Origin of the sequence: Psychrobacter sp. ASPA161_6, assembly GCF_051970285.1 — a bacterium.
GTDB classification, from domain to species: Bacteria; Pseudomonadota; Gammaproteobacteria; order Pseudomonadales; family Moraxellaceae; genus Psychrobacter; species Psychrobacter glaciei.
In genome coordinates this window covers 1,123,791-1,146,276 of sequence record NZ_JBEFNJ010000001.1, presented here as the reverse complement: position 1 = coordinate 1,146,276, position 22,486 = coordinate 1,123,791, and the positions used below count along the sequence as shown (strand labels likewise).

The window sequence follows — 22,486 nt, the reverse complement described above, 5'->3', positions numbered from 1 at the left end:
TATTAAGAGCGCCTCGGATCAAACGCATCACGCAGCGCTTCGCCTACAAAGATGAGCAACGACAAAATAAAAGTCAAACTAAAGAAGCCTGACAAAGCCAGCCAAGGCGCATCGAGGTTATTTTTCCCTTGCACCATCAGCTCACCTAAAGACGGCGAGCCGGGCGGTAATCCATATCCCAAAAAGTCCAGCGCGGTCAGAGCAATAATATTGGCCGTCAAGATAAACGGTAGTTGCGACAAGCTTGACGCTAAGGCATTGGGCAAGATATGTCTTAGCATAATCTGGCTGTCCGACACTCCAAGATTGCGCGCGGCTCGCACATAGTCAAAATTACGGGCGCGCAAAAACTCTGCCCGTACCAAACCAACCAGACCCATCCAACCAAATAACAGCATTAACCCAAATAACATCGTAATACTGGGGCTGAATAAGCTAACCAAAATAATAATCATAAATAGTTGAGGCATACCGCCCCACACTTCCATGAAGCGCTGCCCTGCTAGATCCACCCAGCCACCATAATAGCCTTGTATTGCACCGACAATAATACCAATTAATGCGCCCGCGAGCGTCAGTGCCAGACCGAACAATAACGATACCCGCATACCATAAAGTATCCGCGCCAGCACATCACGCCCCATGTCATCAGTGCCAAGCCAATTCTGATCGTTTGGTGCTGCTGGATAAGGCAGACCCAACTCAACGTTCGGCGTCTGATCGGCAAACGGAATAAGCGGCATCACATAAAAGCCCTGCTCATCAATCAGCGTTTGCACCGCAGGATCTTTATAATTGGTTTCGGTCTCGAACACACCGCCAAACGTCGTTTCAGGATAGGCCTTTAATACAGGAAAGTAATAGTCGCCTTGATATTGCACCAGCAGTGGCTTGTCATTGGCAATGACATTGGCCGCCATACAAATGACAAATATCACCGCAAAAACAAACAGTGATATCACCCCAAGCCTATTTTGGCGAAAGCGGTTTAGGCGTGCTTGCCAAATAGGGTTCAGCCGACGTTTTTTTGGCATAGAGACAGGAGATGCAGATGAAGGCGTTGAAGGTAATGGATGACTTGACATTAGCGCCCCTCAAAATCAATACGAGGATCGATTAAGTGATAACTCAAATCACTGATTAACTGTAATAGCAGTCCCACTAACGTGAAGATAAATAGCGTGCCGAATATCACTGGATAATCGCGCTGTTGAATGGCTTCGAAACCTAACAAACCCAAACCATCAAGCTTAAAGATAATTTCAATGAGAAAATTACCGGCAAAGAAGATACCAACGATAGCAGCTGGAATACCGGCAATGATAATTAACATGGCATTGCGAAACACATGCCCGTATAACACTTGCCGCTCTCCTAAACCTTTGGCACGTGCAGTAAGTACGTATTGCTTGCCCAACTCTTCTAAAAAACTGAATTTAGTTAGATAGGTCAAGCCAGCAAACCCACCAACCGTACTTGCCAACAGTGGTAAGGCCAAGTGCCAAAAGTAATCTTTCACTTTACCAAGCGCACTTAATTGATCAAAATTCTCGGAAGTTAATCCTTGCAGCGGAAAAATATTCCAGTAACTGCCCCCAGCAAAGAACACCAGTAGTATGACGGCAAATACAAAGACGGGTATCGCATGTCCGATAGCAAGCAGCATAGCAGTGAATTTATCAATCCCCGAGCCATGATGCATGGCTTTATAGACTCCAAGCGGAATGGCTATCATATAAATCAGCAGCGTGCTCCAAAGCCCAAGCGAGATTGAGACTGGTAGCTTTTCTATGATGAGATCAGTCACCGATTGGCCTTTAAAAAATGACTCACCAAAATCCAGTTGGGCGTAGTTTTTTAGCATAAGCCAAAATCGCTCGGGGGCAGATTTGTCAAAGCCATATTGGGCATTGATCGCAGCAACCATCTCCTCAGAGAGACCACGCGTCCCTTGATAAGTGCTGTCATTACCACCTGCACTGCCCGCGCCAATATTACCACCGAGCGCATTGTCTTTTGCACCTTGCTCGATGAGCGCCATTTGCTGCTCGACAGGACCTCCAGGCGCTGCTTGCACAATCACAAAATTCGCCAGCAATATCAAAAATAGCGTCGGTAATATCAACAGTAATCTTTTTAAGATATAACGACCCATAATGGCAGCTTCCTAAAATAAACAAATATGGGAACAGAAAAATTAGCAGCTAACACTTATTTAAAAAGCAATGATCTAAAAAACAGCTATCAAAGATGCATAAGGCTTTAAAAGTTATTTTTCAGCTCACGTAGCGCCGCAAATACCGTTAAAGACTTGTCATCATCGATAGTCACTTTGGATTTAACTCCTGCTATCACGCTCGGTTCTTGTGTGCGTAAAAATACATTTATTGCGCGCTCATGCTCTAGGGTCACTGGTAATGTCGGCACACCTTGTGCGGTTTGCGCCTCTGCTTGTGCTAAGGCTTGCTGCATCGCTTCGTTGTCAGGCTCAATAGATAGCCCAAAACGTAGATTGCTGGCTGTGTACTCGTGCGCAGGATAAAGCAATATCTCGGCAGGCAGTTCATTTAAACGTTTAAAGCTGTCATGCAACTGCTCAATCGTACCAGTAAAAACACGCCCACAACCGCCACTGAATAAAGTATCCCCACAGAAGCAATGTTTTTGTCCATCAATATCCAAGATATAAGCCATATGGCTGGCGGTATGCCCTGATATATCCCAAACTTGTGCAGAGCAGCCCCACGCACTGACTGTACTACCGTCTTTTATCGTTTGATCTTCATCAACTGTATGTTCACTATGTGCGACTAAATGCGTCATCGGGTAGGATTCTTGCAACTCTGCGACGCCCCCAGTATGGTCGTGGTGATGATGAGTCGTCCAAATCGAGGTAAGTTCTAACTGGTTGTCTTCTAGATAGGCAACGACAGGCTCAGCTTGACCGGGATCAATGACAATCGCTTGCTTATTGTTTTCGTTGATTAATGTCCAAATATAGTTGTCGCTAAATGCTTTAATTGGGTGAATACGGATACTCATATTAAGTCCTTACAGATGATTGTCTTTATTGCAAATATCTTTTATTCATTCTTTTAACATCAAATAAAACTTCAAGATTAGGGTCTGTTGAACATTCAAATGTGGAACTGGCAGGGCTATTTTTTAGACAATACGCAGTGAAATTTTTGACGCCTAGTTATTCTAGGGTAGACAATTTCGCCATGTATTGGCAAAAAATAGCCCTGCCCCTGCTTGTATACTTGGGGCTGATGCTAAAATCACCCCAAACGTTGTTGTAAACCTAGCTAAGGTCTGGACATTATCGTCGGTTTACGCCTGATTTGATAAAACGTTTGATGCGATTTTAGCGATCAGCAGTCCTAATATTTGAATGTTCAACAGACCCTAAGCGTCATATCATTTATTGTTTTAAGTACTGATTGACGCGTGCTTCTGCTTCTTTATCAACCCACCAGTAGTCAATACCGACGGCATTGGTTGGCAGTTTTTTAGTATGACGATATTGATCCCAATAGGCGACATTGGTGCCAGATTTACCATATAGCGGCACTAAATAATGTCCTGCGCGTAGCAAGCGATCAAGTACCTGAGTATACAACACAATCTCTTCACGATTTTCAGCGCCACCCAGCGCTGCTACCACTTCGTCGATAGCGGCGTTTTTTATACCAATCGTATTATGATTGCCAGGCTCATCGGCAGCAGCGCTGCCCCAAAATGCTGCTTGCTCAGCACCAGGAGACAGACTTTGGGCAAATACATCGACAACCATATCATAATCGAAACGTCGCATACGCTCATAATATTGTGGCCCATCGACTTGGCGCAAAGTCGCATCAAATCCCAGACGTTTTAGATTACGAATATAAGGCAGCAATACACGGCCCATGGTCTCGCCTGTCATCAAAATTTCAATCTGAGCAAGCGATCCATTAGGCTGATATAACTTCATATCGTTATAATAAAACCCTGCATCTAACAAAAGTTGCCGCGCTTTTAGTAACCCTTCACGATTAAAGCCGTTACCATCACTGGTGGGCAGTTGCCATTCTGCTAATACGGCTTTACGTTGAATCGGCTCAAGCTTAGACAATAAAGGCGTTAATACCTGCATTTCTTGGCTAGACGGCGTACCCGTTGCCGCCAGCTCTGAGCCATGAAAAAAGCTCTGCAAGCGCTCATACTGCCCATGAAATAAGGTCTTATTCATCCATTCAAAGTCATAAGCGGCGGTCAGTGCTTGACGAACTCTAATGTCCTGAAAGATTGGGCGGCGCATATTCATGACCAAGGCTTGCATCGGTACTGGGTTTTGACTGGTGATCGTTTCTTTATTAATAAGACCCGCTTTTACTGCTGGAAAATTATAACCCGTTGCCCAATTAGAGGCTTTGTTCTCAGGGCGGAAGCGATATTGACCAGACTTGAAACCCTCAAAAGCAATCTCATCGCTTTGATAATAGACAAACTTAATCATATCAAAGTTATAACGACCACGGTTGACCATCAGATCACGTCCCCAATAATTGGGATCACGTACATAGCTCACCGAACGCCCTGCATCGACCCGACCTAGCTTATAAGGCCCACTACCCATCAATGGCGTTAAGCTTATCTTTTCAAAATCAGCATCGATAGACGACTTTGAAAAGATAGGAAACTGTCCAACTGTTAGTAAGATTTCTTTGTTTTCAGTAGAAGCAAAGACAAATTTGACTTGCTGATCATCAATGACTTGAATGTCTTTGATATCACTTAGATAACTGCGAATATACATCGGGCCTTTGTTCAATATTGCCTCATAAGTCGCTTTGACATCGCGACTGGTCACTGGCGATCCATCCCAAAAGCGGGCGGCAGGATTGAGATGATATACAATCCAACTGGTGTCATCAGGATCATACGTTACCTTGCTTGCCAACTGCGGATACATCGTAAAAGCTTCATTTAGTGAGCCCGTCATCAAAGTATCATATAGGTAATCGGTACCAATCATCGCCACGCCCGTGGTCATCCATTTATTGGCAGCATTAAAAGTGCCACGCGTATCAAGTGAGAGCGTACCCCCTGTCGGCGCGTTTGGATTGGCATAAGGCATATAAGGCGCATTGACATATTCAGCAGTGCTGTTATGTGCAAGCGCAGTAATGGTAATTGGTGTCGCCATACTGGCTGGTATCCAACTCGCCATTGCCACTAACAAAACGGTTTTTAGCATGGTATTTTTTATCATAATAAAGTTATAACAAACCCCTCTGCTAAACCAAATGGATGTATAGAGAATTTACCTAATGAATGAAAACTCATCGCAGCTTAAATGAGAAGCAAACAAAAACATAAGCTATTACAACAGCTGAAAATTTTATCATAACAAACTTAGGTTTTTTAACCTAATAGTTTGCAGTGTTAGGTATAGCGCATCATCTGCCCTAAAACAATAATAATTCTCATAAAAAAAGACGCAGCTCATAAAGTTGCGTCTTTTTTCTCAAACCCGTACTGACTTAAGCGTGTTTCTTTTCAAACGCAATCATAAAGTCGACCAGTTTCTGTACCCACTCAAGCGGTACAGCATTGTAGATACTGGCACGCATACCGCCGACATCACGATGACCTTTTAGATGCAGTAAGCCTGCTTTTTCTGACTCTTCTAAGAATACTTTATCAAGGCTACTGTCTGCTAAAGTAAACGGCACATTCATGATAGAGCGATACTTAGGCGCAACTGGGTTGTTATAAAAACTGCTGTCATCAATCGTTTTGTAGAGCAGGTCTGCTTTTTGCTGATTAATTTTGCCGATAGCAGCAACGCCACCCTGCTCTTCCAACCACTCAAATACCAATCCCGCCAAGTACCAAGAATACGTCGCTGGCGTGTTTGACATAGACTCTTTGTCAGCTTGATGCTCATAGTTCATTAGCAGCGGACACCACTCACTTGCCTGCCCTAGTAAATCCTCACGGATAATCACAATGACAAGTCCTGCTGGACCGATATTTTTTTGCGCGCCCGCGTAAATCATCCCAAATTTTGAGACATCAATTGGCTGTGACAAAATGCAAGAAGACATATCAACGATAATTGGTGCATCAACGGTTGGTGGCTCAAATATCTGCAAGCCATGAATCGTTTCATTGGCGCAGTAATGGAAGTAAGCTGCATCTTCACTCAGATTCCAATCGCTTTGATCAGGTACATCGGTAAAGTTGCTTTCTTTGCCTGTTGCAACCACATTAGTCTCGCCAAGACCTAGTTTGGCATAGCGCGCTGCTTCTTTGACTGCTTTACCTGACCAAGCACCTGTCGTTAAATAATCTGCGCGCCCGCCGTTTAATAGGTTTAGTGGAATCGCTGAAAATTGTAAGCTAGCGCCGCCTTGTAAAAATAGCACCTTATAATTATCTGGAATGTCCATCAACGAACGCAATTTAGACTCAGCTTTTTCAGTAATCGCCAGATACTCTTTACTGCGATGACTTACTTCCATGACCGACAGTCCACGTCCTTGCCAATCGAGCAACTCTTCTTGAGCGCGTGATAATACGGCAGTTGGTATCGTAGCAGGTCCCGCTGAAAAATTAGGTACACGGTTAGGAGCAGCTTGGGTAGTCATAATCATTATCCTAAATATGATGAAATCATCGTTGTTTGTTGGAGCGTAAAAGCTATCGATCAAAATTATTTTAAAAGTAATTTTAGTTGTCTTTATTTGCTAATGTTTTTATTTATACAAATAACTTGCCAAAATACCAATGGGCAATTAGGCAGATAGCTTAAGCAGACAATTTCTCCCAAAGCTGCCGCTTTAAGCTGCTATCAGCAAGCATTTCCTCTAACGTGGGCACAGTCGTAAAGTGAGGATGCTCAAGCCCTTCAGGCAATGCAGTTAATGCTGCCACTTTTATCTCCTCGCTACGACCAATCTTAAAGACATATCCAGCAAGACTGGCATTGGCAAGCTCAGCAGTATCCATACCTTCACAGATAGGAAAAGAGGTGGTCTCACAAGTGATTGATAGCGATTGAGTGATATTTTTCCATAGCTTTTGACTGTCATTATTAAGTGCTTGGATATCAACCAAAATCACCCAATCGCCATAGCGACCACCTTGCAAATCAAATGGGGTGACTTTTTTAAAGCTATCATCACTATTTATATGAGCAATAGGACTTTGCCCGATAGCGGCAGTAGTTTGCTGAGTTATTTCGTCTACGAGAGACTTAACAGGTACGTCAGGAACACTCGTGTCAAAACTATAGGTGACGGGGCTTTGTGCGTCAGGTTGTGCTAATCCTATATCATTAGCATCATGATAATAGTGACTAATAGGCTCATCATCTACGAGCGCTGATACAGAATCAGCAAACGCTATATTCGACATATCAACGTTCGCAGCAGCATTACCTTGCTGTTCTATACTTGGTTGTTCGATGTTTATATCAGATGGCACAGCCTGAGTGCTAGTATTATCTTGAGTGCTAGTATCATCTGTAGGATCAGGAATAATAGGCACAGAGATATCTGCCATATTAATAGTAGCTGAGCTTGGCTGTACCCATTGATTGATACCCATCATTGCTAAAATTTGACGCTGCTGCATACGATGTTGCAATACAATTAGCGGGTCTTGGATATCACTCATTCGACTCTACTATCCTACTTATCTTAAATGGGTTTACAGATTTTTAATGCTGAAAACAACGTTAAAAAAGAGTTTCAAACATCTCGCTCTTTGTCAGCCGAATAGGCATAGCGCTTCAATCAATTCAATTTATTAGAAAAGCTGCCGAACGCCTAGCCAATGCTCTGCCAGTAGCATCAAGCAATCGTGCTCATCTTGACTGACTATCGTATCGTGTAACATCACCGTATGCAATGTACTCAGCCATTGCCGATATTCATTATAATCTATTTGACTGCTATCCTGTTGCTTCTCTCGATAATTATCCTCAATCTGAGTATCTGTGATGGACAACCTAGAGGTGGATTTGTGAAAGCTAGGTACAGCGTCAATGATAGCTAGTAGCTGGACGCTATTCAAACCTTGTGCCGTCAATAATAGCCATTGCAAATTTGCATCACTGACTTCGTTCAAAGTGATGTCAATCAAGCGCGCATGTCGTCTCAAATCCACAATATAGTGGGCAACACTGTCATTATTATAACCAAATAGCGAGCTATCTAGCCTCGATATCATTTGACCTTTGACATCTTTCGATAAGCGATAAGCCAATAAGGTAAGCATCGTTGTATCAGAAGCCCTAAGACCATCAAACACCTGACCTGACGGATCAAGCTGAGCAACGATACTGTCCATGCCAGACTGCAGTGTTTGCTGCCATGCAATCTGTCTATCTGTACTTTTATCATTCAAAACTTTAAACAATATCGGCAACAGTTTCTGTAAATGCAGCGCCTGCCATAACGATAAAATCGATGGTACTTGAGACACTGCATTCTCTGAGTGAGTGAATCCTGACTTAGCTGTATCAGCAGAATCATTGATGATATTATCAGCAAAATTTTGGCTTAAATCAGCCGTCAAGCAGCCTTGAAGTAACTCAAATATGCCCTGCTGATAGCGCAACAACATCGTACGGCACTTTTTTTTCTGGACATAATGCTGGTAACTTTGATTGCTATGGCTGCTCTCATGCTTCAGACGTAGCTCTGCAATCACGCTTTCTGATAGGTCGTGCTGACTCAAGTTCTTTATGGCAGTCGTGATTAGAACACTGTCCAATCGTCGATCAACACTCGCCACGGTTTCTATCAATTTATGGTCGATGGCATGCGGTAGAATTTGCGATTGGCAATTATTATCGGCTTTGTTAGTAGAAATCTCGTACCAAATGTCAACCAAGTCATAAGTACTTGTCGTTGCTAGAGCTAGAGCTTGACCCTGATGACAAAGCATCACAGCTTCGATCAATGCTTGTGCGCCTAAAGGATGATGACTGTGATCAAGAATGTACTGTGGCAATGAGATTTTTTGCATATCATCAGTGCTAATGAGCGCTGCCAATGGCAAATCGCTATCAGGTTTTGCCTGCCAAGGTTTTAATAGTTGATGAGTGCCAGCATCTTGCGACTTTACCTGCAACCGTCCATCAATGATTACATCTTCTGCTACAACAAAATCTAGCCCTTTCTCTTCTTTCTCTACTCTACTATCCAAGGCTTGAGTAGAGAGTGGTTCTACGTGGGATGATTGTTTATTAGCATTGTCTTTTTTATTAATGCTTAGGCTATTTGTTTTTACTTTCCCCACATCCCCGAGTCGACGCTGCTCATATATTTCTTTTATTTTTTGCTGATTTATCTGTTTATCTTTAGCGACTTGTACCGAAAATTGATGATACGCATCAGCATTAATAGCACCCATACGCTCAGTCAAGCTTGGATGGGTAGCAAACCATGACACATCGCCCAAATCCGCCCCACTACTGGCAAAGAAAAAATGGCTGAGTCCATTGATATCAGCGATGCCAGATAGACGCGAGCCAAGTGAGTCTTGATGGATGGCTTTTAAGGTTTCTACAATCGCCGGCGAACGTGTCAATTGCACGCTAGTGGCATCAGCAAGTAGCTCACGCTGGCGGTTGAAGCTGTGCTTAATCAACTGAGCGCTTGCCATACTAGAGAAGCTCAAGCCATGTAATAGCAATGTCCAAACACTACGCGGTGCTTGACGATCTATCACAGGTCTATTTTGCACCCATTTCGACTGACGCTTGGCTGAGGACTGCTTTTGTTGTGGTTGCTGCTGCCAGTAAACGACCCACTCACTATGAGTGGTAAAACTGGCGGTTTGCGCCTCGGTACTGCGTGCAAAATTATCAACTTGTCTCTGTGATAGAGAATGATGGGAAGTGATATCAGTATCAAAGGAACGATGATTGGAAATTGGATCACTCCAGTCATATAGTATTTGCAAGCCTGCCAATATCACCATCAGCTGTAGATTGAAGGTGGCATCACCATGCAGTATATGACCATATTCATGACCAATGAGACCATACAACGCCTCATCAGACAATTTATCTAGCGCGCCTTGGGTAACGACCAGCACCATATCTTGGCTATGACGACCAGCAACGAAGCCATTGATACCCTGCTCATCAGGTAATACATATAAGATCGGTGTATTCAAGCCCGAGGCAATCGCCAACTGCTGGGCAATTTCACTATAACGACGATAGACTGGTGGAAAGTCACGCTCATCACGCACGGCTATATGGCGTGAACTATAGCGAACTTTCTCCTTAGTTTCGTGTTGATGCGCGACCCCGTGGCTGTGCTCCCATGCTTCTTGACTATTATCGATGAACAGCCTAACCGCTCCTATTCGCTGAGCAATAGCGCGGCCACCTGCTCTCAGGCGGCGATACTCTAAGAAACTACCACCAATGAAACTACCTAATATCAAGATAATGACCAGAACCAATACCCAGTGAGATATACCGCCCGTAAATACAGTTAATAGTAGCCCCATGACAGCCAGTCCTACCGCCATATGAGCAAGTACAATCAGCAAAAAAAGCCCATAAAGGAATAGACTGCGCCGCGTACGTATCCGCTGTTCACCGAAAAAATCCATCAGTTTAGGCTGCCTAAAGTTCACCAAATTTATCTAAACCTCAGCCCATATTGACAATCGGTGCCTGAGCAATCGCTTCTCTATCTTCGAACACTAAAGGACTGAGTGGACGAAAGCCAAAAGTCGTACTGACGAGGTTATTGGGGAATATTTCGCGGTCGTTATTATAAAACATCACGCTATCATTATAATGCTGACGAGCAAAACCAATACGATTTTCCATATTGGTTAACTCGTCCATTAATTCCTTGATCATACTATCGGCTTTTAGCTCAGGGTATGCTTCAACGACAGCAGAAAACTGACTCAACGCTTTAGACAACATACCTTCTGCTTTTGCAAATAGCGCCATATGATCAAGCGATTCTGGCTGATGCTTATTAGAGTCTTGTAGCTCTTGAGCATGATTACGCGCACTGATGACGCGAGTGAGTGTTTCTTGTTCATGGCTCAAATAACGCTTGGCTGTTTCGACCAAATTAGGAATCAAATCATGACGACGTTTAAGCTGTACATCTATCTGTGCAAAACCATTCTTTGCTTGGTTACGTGCGCGTACCAGCTTATTAAATATCGTGATGCCAAAGACTACTGCCAACACCACAATAATAATGAATAGCCAAACAAACATCTTCATAATCGAACCCCAGAGTGTCTAGAATGTTAATAAAAGTTAATACATTGTATTTTAACCTATATTAATCAATGAAGCTTTGAAATTAAAGAAATTAAACAGGAAATCGAATGAAATTTTGGACAAAAAAAAGCCCTTTACAATGAAGGGCTTAATACATCATAAAAGTGTCTTTGATACTTCGTCAAAACTAATATCAAATTTTAGGCAAAAAAAAGCGACTCCAAAAGCACATCCTCGGCACACATCATAACTATTACCGTTGCTACCTTCCGGTCCTGGCGGGATTCATAGAACAATGTTGCGAGGCTACCAATGGAGCCACCAGGTGCAAATTATACAAGGATTTTTTAATTTTACAACCCCTATCTTAAAACTGTTTGTTTTAGACGGAAAATGACCCTGTAACTTAAGTCAGCAACTTAGCCCTGTAATTTAAGTCAGCAACTTAGCCCTGTAATTTAAGTCAGCAACTTAGCCCTGTAATTTAAGTCAGCAACTTAGCCCTGTAATTTAAGTCAGCAACTTAGGTCACAAAATTCTCACAGCAACTCACAGAAATTTTGCTATTTTAGTGAATGAAGTTGCACACATATCAATATTTAGAAAATAAGAGGTACAGCTTCTCATATAAAGACCCTTAAAATGAACTTAGGAGATAATAATGAAAAATACTTTACTTAATAAAGCAGCACTGGCTTCTGGTACGGTTTGTCTCATGACCGCAATGATGGGTAGTGCCCATGCAGAGCCAACAGGCTATGACCAGCTAACGTTTCAAACAGAAGTAAAAGAAGAGATCCAAAACGATGAAGTAAGAGCCAGCTTGTACAAAAAAGCACAGGCAGCGGATTCTAAAACTCTAGCCACAACGCTCAATACATCCATTAATAACGCTATGAAAATTGCCAAGCGCTACCCTAGCGTCACTGTCAGCACCGGACAGCAGCGCACTTATCCACGCTATGACAAAAACGACAAAATCATTGGCTGGACAGGTCAGGCAAATATAGATTTGAAGAGTACAGATTTCTCAGCGACCAGCCAGCTCATTGCTGATTTACAAGAAACGTTGGTTATGGACAATCTGAACTTTGGTGTCTCAGATACCAAAAAAGATGCTTTAGAGCAAAAGCTAATGACCGAAGCCTCTCGCGCTTTTCAACAGCAAGCCAAGAGCCTCACCCGTGCTTGGGACGCTCGTGGCTACCGCGTCGTTAATGTTAACCTGAATACAGGTAGCAACTATCCACGTCCAATGTATAGCGCTATGAGCATGAAATCAGGAATGGCAGACGAGGCAGTGCCAAGCCAAAGCTTTGAATCTGGTAATAGTACTGTATCAGTCACTGCCAACGGTACCATTGAGCTGACTAAATAATTGAGCAAAGTTCGTCCAATGTAAGACGGTTGAACAAAAACAAAGGAGCATTCACTTATCACAGTGACTGCTCCTTTTTAGATTCTCAAAAATCCAATAGCTTAGAGAGCTTTACTACTCTATTCAGCACCTATACAGATTATTTAGTAAAAGCATCGTTAGCAATAGATTGACTGCTCTGTACTTTTTGTAGACTACCGTCCTGTTGGCGCAGTTTTAACATCACTTTTTGATGCCAAGGTAAATTCTGATAAGCCAAAAGCTGTTTTGCAATCTTCTTATTGTTTTGCAAAGTTGTATTGTTTTGAATCACATAAACCGTGCGCGCGACTTGCTGCAGCGTTTGACCTTTCACGCTTTGAATGACCGCCGTTATCGTATGAGCGCCTGGCAACGCATCTATCGTAGCAATCGTCGCATTTAGACCTTGAGCGACTTCGTTGCCGTCAAAATAAATACGGACACTATCACCTGCTTGCAGCGCAGGCTTAATTTGTAGTGCTACATTAATACTTTGCGCTGGACGCCGATAAGCACGTTCTTCGCTGGGCTCAGTGATAGCCAGTTGATAGTTGATTGGTGCTTTGACCGTTGCATCGTTGGTAGCAGGTATAGAGGCGGTTTGCGTGGCATTCGTAGCAGTCTGATTATCTCTAGTGCTATTATTTGAGCCACTCGTTTCATTACCTGTCGTCACTGTCGTCTGACTGACTTGTTTACCCACCTGCTGCTCATAGCTTTGCGGGCGATCAGTGAAGGTCACCTGACCTGTTTGCTCGTCGACCACTTTATAAATGGGTGCAGCATTTGCTAAAGGCGCACAGAGACTGGCTATGGCAGTGATCGTCAATAGCCCTACCTTCGCATGGCCTTTCGAAACATTCAGTTTTGATGATGAAATCATAGTCAGTCAACCTAATTAGTGTCTACTATTAATATACTTTTACAGTAACCATTATGCGATACTTTCAAGTCGAAATCAGTAGTGATTTTGGAGAAATGTTATTCATTTATCTTGTGCGCTTTATCCGCAGACATAAAAAAACCAGCTAAGAGTTACTTAACTGGTTTTTATTCATTAAAACAATATTGAGTCTATGCTATAAATTAGCAGCTGTAATACATGTCAAACTCAACAGGATGTACAGTCACGTTCAGACGTTGTACTTCTTCTTCTTTCAAAGCGATGAACGCTTCTAGCATATCTTCAGTGAATACATCACCTTTTAACAAGAAGTCATGGTCGTCACGCAATGCTTGCAATGCGACGTCTAAGCTTTCTGCAACTGTTGGGATTTGTGCTTCTTCTTCTGGTGGCAAGTCATACAAGTTTTTGTCAGCGGCTTCACCTGGATGCATCTTGTTTTGGATACCGTCAAGGCCAGCCATCAACAATGCAGCAAACGCTAGATATGGGTTAGCCGTTGGATCAGGGAAACGGGCTTCTACACGTACTGCTTTTGGACTGCTCACATGTGGAATACGAATAGATGCTGAACGGTTAGACGCTGAATAAGCAAGCTTGATAGGCGCTTCGTAATGTGGTACTAGACGCTTATAGCTGTTGGTTGATGGATTGGTAATCGCGTTCAATGCACGAGCGTGCTTGATGATACCACCAATAAAGTATAAGGCTGTTTCAGACAGACCAGCATACTCATCACCTGAGAATGTGTTTACACCGTCTTTTGAGATAGACATATGTACGTGCATACCTGAACCGTTATCACCAACGATTGGCTTAGGCATAAAGGTAGCTGTTTTGCCAAACTGATGCGCAACGTTATGAACAACGTATTTCAATTGCTGAACTTCATCTGCTTTACGAACCATGGTGTTGAATGCCACACCAATCTCAGACTGGCAAGAAGCAACTTCGTGATGATGCACTTCAACTGTGCCTTCGCCAACGATTTCTTCGATACGTTCACACATAACAGCACGCATATCGTGTGAGCTATCGATTGGTGGTACTGGGAAATAGCCGCCTTTAACGCGCGGACGATGCGCCATATTGCCCCACTCGTAAGTCTCGCCAGTCGACCATGCTGCTTCTTCAGCAGTGATTTTATGACTAACGCCAGACATATCGATTGACCATTTAACGTCATCGAATACAAAGAATTCAGGCTCAGGACCGAAGTAGGCAGTATCACCAATACCAGTAGACTTCAAATACTCTTCAGCGCGGCGAGCGATAGAACGTGGGTCACGATCATAGCCTTGTAGCGTTGATGGTTCGATGATGTCACAAGTGACCACAACAGTGACCGCATCAAAGAACGGGTCAAGAAAAGCCGTTTCTGGATCAGGACGCAAGATCATATCTGACGCTTCAATACCTTTCCAGCCAGCGATAGATGAGCCATCGAACATTTTGCCATCTTCCATCACATCTTCGTCAACGCTATGCGCTGGGAAGCTGATGTGCTGTTCTTTACCGCGTGTATCGGTGAAGCGAAAGTCAACCCATTTAGCATTAGAGGATTGGATAAGATCTAATAGTTTATTCGACATGAATAGTCTCCGTTGTGTTGATCACTTGATTGCGATTTAAAATTATGAGTGCAGTATTCTTGTTCAAGAATGTTAGATGTGCTTTTGATACTAAAATAATGCATACGATATTCTGCTTATTATCAGCACTATTCAGCGTATTAGTCAAGATACTCATCTAAAGCGTTTTTTCAATCAGACCAACAGTCATCTCAATGGTCTAAAAATACGCCAAGTCAATTCTAACGTTATTCTAGCAATATATAACTCATAATGCTGAACTCTTCAGGCACTTGTTAATAATTATTTTTAGACCTGTCTCTTTGTGGTCACAAATAATCATAACAGCATAACTGCAAGGGCTATGCCAACTCTCTAAGAAGCGAATGGTGTTGATAGCTGAAGCAACACCATTACTGATAGTAAATACAATGACTTATCATAAAAAAATATACATATATGAAGTCTGTTATTCAGATGATTATCTTTTAATACTTCTTATGTAGAGCAATGAACCGCACTACCATTGCACCAAATTAGTGTGATTATTAATAAACTGCTTTCTTTTGGTGCGATTTAATATCTAGAGTTATTTAGTAATCCCATCATTATGCGCCATATTTGATAGAGCACGAAATAATGGTAAGATAACGGCATCCCACAGCAACAGCTGTCACTCTTATAGCGGTATGGCATCATGCATTGACAGTAACCCATAGCAGTGCAGGCAATGGCAGCGCAGACAAATTCAACTATAGAAACACCTAAAAATCAATAAGTTGAACACAATGATTCTAATGATCGATAATTACGACAGCTTTACGTACAATATTGTACAGTACTTCGGTGAGTTGCAGCAGGACATCACTGTGTGGCGTAACGATCAGATCACCATCGATCAAATTAAGGTCTTAGCTCCCGATGCCATTGTCATTGGTCCAGGACCGTGTGACCCATCCCGCGCTGGTATTTCGTTAGCCGTCATTGAGACTTTTAAAGGTATTATCCCTATACTGGGTATTTGCTTGGGACATCAAGCCATTGGGCAGGCATTTGGCGGACAGGTCGTCAAAGCAGGTGAAGTGATGCACGGACGTTTATCCGCCGTTTACCACAATGGCACAGGCGTATTTGCAGGCCTACCTAATCCCTCACAAGTCACGCGTTACCATTCACTCGTCATTGATAAGATCAGTTTACCCGAGTGTCTTGAGCTGACCGCATGGACACAAAATATTGATGGCAGCATTGAGGAAATCATGGGTATCCGTCATAAAAAACTTGCTATAGAAGGTGTACAGTTCCATCCTGAATCTATCTTGAGCGAAGCGGGTTATCAGCTACTCAACAACTTTTTGCAGACTCATAATCTGGCTGTACTAGCCTCAGACAAGCTACCGCAAGTTGGTTAGTTTTGACTAAAGTACTTGCTTTGATTACTCTATTCCAAATCCCTTGTAGATCCATATAAAAAATAAAATTAAGCGAGACCATAATGAGTACGACGAAAATAGAAGAAACGCACACGCCAGATAGTATTGAGAGACTGTCCGATACAGAAACACATCAACTGCTGACGACCGCTTTAGGTAGAATTTTTCAGCACATTGATTTGACCTTTGATGAGATGTATCAAGTGATGCTGATTATTATGCAAGGCAGATGTAGCGACGCTATGATGGGCGCTATTTTGACTGGTCTACGCATGAAAGGTGAGTCCATCGATGAAATTACGGCATCAGCCAGCGCCATGCGTGCATTGGCGGCGAATATCGAACCAAGGAATTGTGACCATCTAGTCGATATCGTTGGTACTGGCGGTGATGGCGCGAATTTATTCAACGTCTCGACGGCATCGGCCTTTGTTGTGGCAGCTGCGGGAGCACAAGTCGCTAAACACGGCAATCGCGGGGTCTCTACTAGATCTGGTAGCTCAGATTTACTTGAGCAGGCAGGTATCAGTCTGTCACTCACCCCAGAGCAAGCAAAAGACTGTATCGAAAACCAAGGCATCGGCTTTTTGTTTGCGCCCAATCACCATAGTGCCATGCGTTATGCCAATCCTATACGCCGTGAGCTAAAATCGCGTACTATCTTTAATATTTTAGGGCCATTAACCAACCCTGCTGGCACACCCAACTTGGTCATTGGTGTCTTTACCGCTCAACTGTGTGAGCCTATCGCCAAAGTCATGAAAAACCTAGGCGCACGTCATGTCATGGTGGTTGGTGCCAAAGATGGCTTAGATGAAATCAGCCTTGCCACCTCTACCACTGTCGCTGAGTTAAAAAACGGTGAGATATCCGTTTATGAGATGATGCCAGAAGATGCTGGCATCGAATCACAGACGCTGATTGGGCTCGATGTAGACTCACCAGAGCAAAGCCTTGAGCTAATACGCGCCGCTTTATCAGGCGCAGAAACCAACGACCGCTCAGTACTCAAAGCCCGCGATATGATTGCCCTAAATGCAGGCGCAGCAATATACACCGCAGGGCTTGCCAGCAACTATCCTAATGGTGTTAGCCGTGCTCAACAAATCCTTCAAAATGGCGATGCGTTAATCAAGCTTGAGTCTTTAGCCAAATACACACAGCAGCTAGCGGCTCAGGATTAATTTGTAAGCACTAATATAGTGCATTTACTACTATCACTATCTATTTTCATCTAACGATATTCGGATACCAGCATGACCACAACCCATTCAGACATACCTTCAGTGCTACAGCGCATTGTCGCTACTAAAATAGAAGAAGTAAAAAAGGCTCAAGAAGTACTATCTCTTGAAAATTTACAAGCCAAGGTCGCAGCTGATAATAAACCGCGTCGAGGTTTTGCTCAGGCATTGCGAGCTATCAGTACTGAAGAGAACGGTATTGGTATCATTGCTGAAATTAAAAAAGCCTCTCCCTCTAAAGGCGTTATCAACCATAACTTCGCACCCGCGCTATTTGCTCAGCAGTACGAGCAAGCTGGTGCAAGTTGTTTGTCAGTACTAACTGATCGCGATTATTTTCAGGGCGATGACAGCTACCTTATTCAAGCAGCTAATACCTCAAGCCTGCCGATACTGCGCAAAGATTTTATGATTGATGAGTATCAAATATATCAATCCTATCTAATGGGTGCAGATTGCATCCTACTCATTATGGCTTGCCTCGACGATGAGCAAGTACAAGAGCTCCATGCCTTGAGTATCAAACTGGGCATGGACGTATTGATTGAAGTACATACCAAGGCCGAGCTTGAGCGCGCCTTACAATTGCCACGCTCTGATCATAATATCTATGGTATTAATAATCGTGATTTGAATACTTTTGACGTTGATCTACAAACCACGCTTGACCTAAAAAATATTTTGCTCGAAGCATTGGCTACCGATGCTGATAGCACAGCACAGAAACCCCTTATCGTTACCGAGAGCGGCATTCATAGCAGCGGTGACATCCGTTTAATGCTGGAGCAAGGCATTCAGCACTTCTTGATCGGTGAACAATTTATGAAAACCGATCACCCTGGACAAGCGTTACAATCCTTACTTGCGGGCAGCGCAGCAGACGGGTAAAGTAACTCAATCATTCAAGCTTCAATAGACGCTAGATCGCTTGAACAATGCGTGTGCTATACGGATTGTTCAACCCTTTATTCATCCATCAACGATACGTTAACTTTTATGTCAAATTCTCTATTTTCAAAAGAAATGCAAGACCAACTCAAAGAGTTAAAAGGACAGCTGAGCAAAGGCCGTGATACCGATTCACCTGAAGGTGAAGATCAAAAGCCTACAGAACCTGTCTCGTTACTCACCCAAAAGCAAGTCAAAAAGACTGTCAAACAGTTGGATAGTGAGCATATAGACGACGATAAAGTTCTGTTTATGCAAGCGATGCATGGCGTCAATCAGCTCGATGACAAAAACGTCCGCTCCCCTGCCAACGCCGCAAAAGCGCGTAAACCTGATGCCGCTACACTTTCGAAACGTGCTGCCGCGCAAGGTAGTGAGGCTAGTGATTTAGGCGCTGGCTTATCAGATATGCAGGCGCTACTCAATCCTGTGGCTGGCGAAGCTTATCTGTCTTACAAGCAGCCGACCCTACAAAATAAAATTTTTACCCAGCTCAAACAGGGCAAGCTGCGTTGGTATGATGCGGTAGATATCCATGGTTGCACCATTGATGAAGCACGCGCTGCCATGACTCAACTATTGAGCCAAGCGAAGCAAAATAATGAAACCATGGTAAAAATAGTCCATGGTAAAGGTAGCGAAGCTATTTTAAAAACTTGCGTCAACGGTTGGCTACGTCAATTGCCAGAAGTACTGGCATTTTGCTCTGCACCGCCAAAAGATGGCGGAAACGGTGCGGTATTAGTACTGCTTAAAAAGCCTAAAACCGATGGCGAATAATTTTTATCGTTAGCTCAGTATTAGAAATAAAAGGGACTGCAAATAGCAGTCTTTTTTATGTTTAGCTCATTATCAAAACGACTATTTATAGTCAGTGAAAAGTAATATCGATACATCATGCACTATTGATATCAATTTTTCTTGCTTGCTGTGCCTGCGCAGACAGAGGCTACAAAAAATTAATATCAATAGTGCCGTAGCGTTTTTAGGGTGTTTTGACTATACATCATTTTCAGCGTCCAACTTCAGCGGCATGGTACTCACTTAGGATAAGACATTTATGAGCCTACAGACTATTGAAAACACTGAAGAATTAGAAGAGCATATCATTGCTTTGATTGCCATCGAACCAAGATTCGCTCCTATTTATGAGCAAGTTGGTATGCCCAGTCTTAGGCACAATGCAGGTGGGTTTGAGCAACTAATGAGAGCGATGGTGGGTCAACAGCTATCAGTAGCAGCCGCGGCCAGTATTTGGAAAAAGCTGGTTGCGGCAGGTTTAACAAACCCTCAGGCTATTGCTGAAGCGCAGGACGAAACGTTACGAGCACAAGGCTTATCTAGACAAAAGATGCGCTATGTCCGGTCCTTAGTAGCGCATGATATAGACTTTGCTACCTTAACAACCATGCAAAATGAAGCGGCTATAAAGACACTCACAGCCGTCACTGGCATTGGCCGTTGGACGGCTGAGATGTATTTATTGTTTTCTCTAAAACGCGATGACATACTGGCGGTCGATGATTTAGCGATTAAAGTCGCAGCGATGACAGTATTAGGTCTGGCAGCACGCCCGACACCGAAACAGCTGAAAGGATTGACCGAAAGCTGGTCACCACATCGTAGCGCCGCCAGCCTGCTTCTATGGTCATATTACGGCTTACTACGTGATAAAACTGCCGTACCTTTATAGTTCCCTATAATAGCTCTCCATACAGAATATCTGCCCATATAGAAAAAACTCATTTTTAAGGCTGGTTCCATATAGAAAAACCAAATTTTCTTTTGGTGTGCTTAAACTTACTTTTTCTTAGCATACGACTTTTGTGTTTCAGTGCTTTGAGTGCACCTTCCCTACTTACTGTTGCCATCGATGATTTCTGGTTATCACCTCTCGCTTTGTTGCTGATTTTATCAATATCAACACTGCCGTTGTTACTAGAGTGATCATGATTGTCTAAGCTTACATTCGTTTCACCATCATCCGTATTGCTACTGCTGTGTGAGGTATCTTCTTCTACCGATTCAACTGTATTGCTTTCCATATGATGTTCAAGTTCAGCTTGATTGACAATCAACTGCTGTGTTGGCAAAGCATGCTCAACCTTGTATTTTGCGACTTGGTTTAATACATCCACGAATACCACGTTTTGCTTGTCATAGAACTCCATGACGTCGTTGGCATTAATATAAGCTTGTAATTGAATCACATAGCAGTCTTGGCGCAGCTCTAAAATGTTCACTTGGTTCCATTCATTATTGGTTAAATAATGCTCATTCAAAAACTCATCCAAATCCTTGACCATTTTAAAGACCACGTCGATATCAGCGGTACGCTTAAGATACAACTGATGAAAGAAGCGGAACATATCGCGTGAGGTAAAGTTCTCGATTTGCATGGACGAGAAGTCGCCATTGGGTACGGTGACAATGGTGCGGGTCAATGTGCGGACGCGTGATGAGCGAATACCAATATCGATAACGGTGCCTTCATAAGTACCGAATTTACAATAATCACCGATACGTACTGGCGAATCCGCCACGACTACAACGCTACCAACAAGATTTTCAATGGTTTTTTGCGCACCCAGTGCCAATGCTAAACCACCCACACCCAATGCGGCAATACCAGTCGTTAAATCAAAACCCAAATTACCGAAGATAACAATCACGGCAAAGATCAGCAGCAACGCTTTGACGACTTTGCGTAGCAGCCCCAAGATAGAGACACGTTCAGTATGGTTTTTCTTATAGCTTAAGTTGACAGCACGCGTGAATATCGCATCGATGACACGCAGTAATAACCACGTTGTCGCGAGCCATGATGCAACCTCGGTAAACCGATTGATAGGCTCACGTAATGTGACTGACACGCCTGCATAGACCATGACTTCGGATAATATCAATGCCATAACAACGACAGCAAGTGGCAATATTACTTTATCAGGTAATGGTAACGGTACACCGCGTATATGAGGATAAGTGATTCTCAATAGATGGTATAACAGCCAAACCATAATATAAGTGAGGACAAAGCTGCTCACAATCATGGTTAGCGCTGCAACCAAGTCAGCCAATTGATAACCAAAAACCTTTTTGCCGTCCAGTGAATCAACCGTATAGCGAGATACCAAGGTCGGCTCAGTGTTTTCTATCACTTCTGGCACTGAACTGAGCGTATCACTTGAGAATTGCCAGTACTGATCATTGTTATTAGACACCACTCTTTCTAATAACAACGGCACGCTTTTTTCACCGATATTAATCACACCGACGTTTTCTTGGCTGGGTGGCAGTTGATCGGCTAAATTGCCTTCAAGCGTATTATTGAGCTGCAAGTCAGGTAAAAAACGCCCACCGGCATCGAGTGCTTGCTTAAACTGACGCACCACGGTAGTTGGGTTGTCAGACTTTGATAAGTTAAGGTAATTGCTCGCCAATAAATAATCGTTTTCGCTTAAAGCACTAATGAATCCCTGCACCGTATGTCGCGGCGTATCTCGCCCAAAGGAATCAGGTATCGGCTCACTGCTCGCCTCACTAGTCCCGCCAAGTCCCAACACGCCAGCTTCAGCCGCGAAAGCAGCATTCGGCAGTATCAGGCTACACAATAAAGTCAGCAACAAGGTGGCCACTACCATGACTCTTGATAATGATGCTTTTAAGGGTAAAAGTAAGCTAGTAGGATTCATACGACGCTCAATAGACAAAACAAACCTCTTAA

Annotated in this window: 17 protein-coding genes and 1 other RNA gene; 6 read left to right on the top strand and 12 right to left on the bottom strand. The window is 43.2% G+C overall.

Annotation, left to right across the window (positions count from 1 at the left end):
• Window positions 1–2: 2 nt before the first annotated feature.
• The 9 genes from ACTQ9T_RS04700 to ffs all read right to left on the bottom strand — a co-directional run bounded on the left by ACTQ9T_RS04700 (window position 3) and on the right by ffs (window position 11,578).
• On the bottom strand, window positions 3–1,034 hold the full coding sequence (locus ACTQ9T_RS04700) for an ABC transporter permease (protein ID WP_440464462.1): 1,032 nt from the start codon (window positions 1,032–1,034) through the stop codon (window positions 3–5).
• Window positions 1,035–1,084: 50 nt separating this feature from the next.
• On the bottom strand, window positions 1,085–2,155 hold the full coding sequence (gene yejB, locus ACTQ9T_RS04695) for a microcin C ABC transporter permease YejB (RefSeq protein WP_189581824.1): 1,071 nt from the start codon (window positions 2,153–2,155) through the stop codon (window positions 1,085–1,087).
• A 107-nt stretch (window positions 2,156–2,262) separates the two neighbouring features.
• Window positions 2,263–3,042, bottom strand: a complete 780-nt coding sequence (gloB, locus tag ACTQ9T_RS04690) for a hydroxyacylglutathione hydrolase (protein ID WP_440464215.1) — start codon at window positions 3,040–3,042, stop codon at window positions 2,263–2,265.
• 382 nt (window positions 3,043–3,424) lie between these two features.
• Window positions 3,425–5,257 carry an extracellular solute-binding protein gene (locus ACTQ9T_RS04685; protein WP_440464214.1) on the bottom strand — a complete coding sequence of 611 codons (1,833 nt, stop codon included), beginning with the start codon at window positions 5,255–5,257 and terminating at the stop codon, window positions 3,425–3,427.
• Window positions 5,258–5,528: 271 nt separating this feature from the next.
• Entirely contained in the window at window positions 5,529–6,638 is a 1,110-nt protein-coding gene (gene serC, locus ACTQ9T_RS04680) for a 3-phosphoserine/phosphohydroxythreonine transaminase (RefSeq protein WP_440464213.1), read from the bottom strand.
• Between the two features lie 160 nt (window positions 6,639–6,798).
• On the bottom strand, window positions 6,799–7,668 hold the full coding sequence (locus ACTQ9T_RS04675; RefSeq protein WP_440464212.1) for a hypothetical protein: 870 nt from the start codon (window positions 7,666–7,668) through the stop codon (window positions 6,799–6,801).
• A gap of 132 nt (window positions 7,669–7,800) precedes the next feature.
• Window positions 7,801–10,626 (bottom strand): M48 family metalloprotease, encoded by a 2,826-nt coding sequence (locus ACTQ9T_RS04670; RefSeq protein WP_440464211.1) that lies wholly within the window; start codon window positions 10,624–10,626, stop codon window positions 7,801–7,803.
• 40 nt (window positions 10,627–10,666) lie between these two features.
• Complete coding sequence (locus ACTQ9T_RS04665; RefSeq protein ID WP_440464210.1) at window positions 10,667–11,263, bottom strand: LemA family protein; 597 nt, start codon at window positions 11,261–11,263, stop codon at window positions 10,667–10,669.
• Between the two features lie 218 nt (window positions 11,264–11,481).
• Window positions 11,482–11,578: signal recognition particle sRNA small type (gene ffs / locus ACTQ9T_RS04660), an RNA gene on the bottom strand.
• Between the two features lie 346 nt (window positions 11,579–11,924).
• Here ffs and ACTQ9T_RS04655 point away from each other — a divergent pair.
• A complete protein-coding gene (locus tag ACTQ9T_RS04655; protein WP_189581806.1) occupies window positions 11,925–12,641 on the top strand; it encodes an SIMPL domain-containing protein in 717 nt (238 codons plus the stop codon).
• Between the two features lie 139 nt (window positions 12,642–12,780).
• Here ACTQ9T_RS04655 and ACTQ9T_RS04650 read toward each other — a convergent pair whose 3' ends face one another.
• Both ACTQ9T_RS04650 and glnA read right to left on the bottom strand, forming a co-directional pair.
• A complete protein-coding gene (locus ACTQ9T_RS04650; RefSeq protein WP_440464209.1) occupies window positions 12,781–13,545 on the bottom strand; it encodes a DUF4124 domain-containing protein in 765 nt (254 codons plus the stop codon).
• A gap of 203 nt (window positions 13,546–13,748) precedes the next feature.
• Entirely contained in the window at window positions 13,749–15,158 is a 1,410-nt protein-coding gene (glnA, locus tag ACTQ9T_RS04645; RefSeq protein ID WP_010201934.1) for a type I glutamate--ammonia ligase, read from the bottom strand.
• Window positions 15,159–15,925: 767 nt separating this feature from the next.
• Between glnA and ACTQ9T_RS04640 the strand changes: the two genes are divergently transcribed.
• The 5 genes from ACTQ9T_RS04640 to ACTQ9T_RS04620 all read left to right on the top strand — a co-directional run bounded on the left by ACTQ9T_RS04640 (window position 15,926) and on the right by ACTQ9T_RS04620 (window position 20,455).
• Window positions 15,926–16,549 (top strand): anthranilate synthase component II, encoded by a 624-nt coding sequence (locus ACTQ9T_RS04640; RefSeq protein WP_440464208.1) that lies wholly within the window; start codon window positions 15,926–15,928, stop codon window positions 16,547–16,549.
• 83 nt (window positions 16,550–16,632) lie between these two features.
• Window positions 16,633–17,754: an anthranilate phosphoribosyltransferase gene (gene trpD, locus ACTQ9T_RS04635; protein ID WP_440464207.1), complete on the top strand. Its 1,122-nt coding sequence runs from the start codon at window positions 16,633–16,635 to the stop codon at window positions 17,752–17,754.
• Window positions 17,755–17,826: 72 nt separating this feature from the next.
• Entirely contained in the window at window positions 17,827–18,702 is an 876-nt protein-coding gene (gene trpC, locus ACTQ9T_RS04630; RefSeq protein WP_201593621.1) for an indole-3-glycerol phosphate synthase TrpC, read from the top strand.
• A 108-nt stretch (window positions 18,703–18,810) separates the two neighbouring features.
• Window positions 18,811–19,542: a Smr/MutS family protein gene (locus ACTQ9T_RS04625; protein ID WP_010201940.1), complete on the top strand. Its 732-nt coding sequence runs from the start codon at window positions 18,811–18,813 to the stop codon at window positions 19,540–19,542.
• A gap of 280 nt (window positions 19,543–19,822) precedes the next feature.
• Window positions 19,823–20,455, top strand: a complete 633-nt coding sequence (locus ACTQ9T_RS04620; RefSeq protein WP_440464206.1) for a DNA-3-methyladenine glycosylase family protein — start codon at window positions 19,823–19,825, stop codon at window positions 20,453–20,455.
• 55 nt (window positions 20,456–20,510) lie between these two features.
• Here ACTQ9T_RS04620 and ACTQ9T_RS04615 read toward each other — a convergent pair whose 3' ends face one another.
• Window positions 20,511–22,403, bottom strand: coding sequence for a mechanosensitive ion channel family protein (locus ACTQ9T_RS04615; protein WP_440464461.1), 1,893 nt, complete (start codon window positions 22,401–22,403; stop codon window positions 20,511–20,513).
• Between the last annotated feature and the right edge of the window lie 83 nt (window positions 22,404–22,486).

Excerpts from the sequence above, each read along its gene's own strand:
- ACTQ9T_RS04655 (WP_189581806.1), top strand. The coding sequence starts at position 11,925 with ATGAAAAATACTTTACTTAATAAAGCAGCACTGGCTTCTGGTACGGTT.
- ACTQ9T_RS04625 (WP_010201940.1), top strand. The coding sequence starts at position 18,811 with ATGTCAAATTCTCTATTTTCAAAAGAAATGCAAGACCAACTCAAAGAG.
- glnA (WP_010201934.1), bottom strand. The coding sequence starts at position 15,158 with ATGTCGAATAAACTATTAGATCTTATCCAATCCTCTAATGCTAAATGG.
- yejB (WP_189581824.1), bottom strand. The coding sequence starts at position 2,155 with ATGGGTCGTTATATCTTAAAAAGATTACTGTTGATATTACCGACGCTA.
- trpC (WP_201593621.1), top strand. The coding sequence starts at position 17,827 with ATGACCACAACCCATTCAGACATACCTTCAGTGCTACAGCGCATTGTC.
- ACTQ9T_RS04700 (WP_440464462.1), bottom strand. The coding sequence starts at position 1,034 with ATGCCAAAAAAACGTCGGCTGAACCCTATTTGGCAAGCACGCCTAAAC.
- ACTQ9T_RS04640 (WP_440464208.1), top strand. The coding sequence starts at position 15,926 with ATGATTCTAATGATCGATAATTACGACAGCTTTACGTACAATATTGTA.
- ACTQ9T_RS04675 (WP_440464212.1), bottom strand. The coding sequence starts at position 7,668 with ATGAGTGATATCCAAGACCCGCTAATTGTATTGCAACATCGTATGCAG.
- serC (WP_440464213.1), bottom strand. The coding sequence starts at position 6,638 with ATGACTACCCAAGCTGCTCCTAACCGTGTACCTAATTTTTCAGCGGGA.
- trpD (WP_440464207.1), top strand. The coding sequence starts at position 16,633 with ATGAGTACGACGAAAATAGAAGAAACGCACACGCCAGATAGTATTGAG.
- ACTQ9T_RS04650 (WP_440464209.1), bottom strand. The coding sequence starts at position 13,545 with ATGATTTCATCATCAAAACTGAATGTTTCGAAAGGCCATGCGAAGGTA.
- gloB (WP_440464215.1), bottom strand. The coding sequence starts at position 3,042 with ATGAGTATCCGTATTCACCCAATTAAAGCATTTAGCGACAACTATATT.
- ACTQ9T_RS04615 (WP_440464461.1), bottom strand. The coding sequence starts at position 22,403 with ATGGTAGTGGCCACCTTGTTGCTGACTTTATTGTGTAGCCTGATACTG.
- ACTQ9T_RS04665 (WP_440464210.1), bottom strand. The coding sequence starts at position 11,263 with ATGAAGATGTTTGTTTGGCTATTCATTATTATTGTGGTGTTGGCAGTA.
- ACTQ9T_RS04620 (WP_440464206.1), top strand. The coding sequence starts at position 19,823 with ATGAGCCTACAGACTATTGAAAACACTGAAGAATTAGAAGAGCATATC.
- ACTQ9T_RS04685 (WP_440464214.1), bottom strand. The coding sequence starts at position 5,257 with ATGATAAAAAATACCATGCTAAAAACCGTTTTGTTAGTGGCAATGGCG.
- ACTQ9T_RS04670 (WP_440464211.1), bottom strand. The coding sequence starts at position 10,626 with ATGGATTTTTTCGGTGAACAGCGGATACGTACGCGGCGCAGTCTATTC.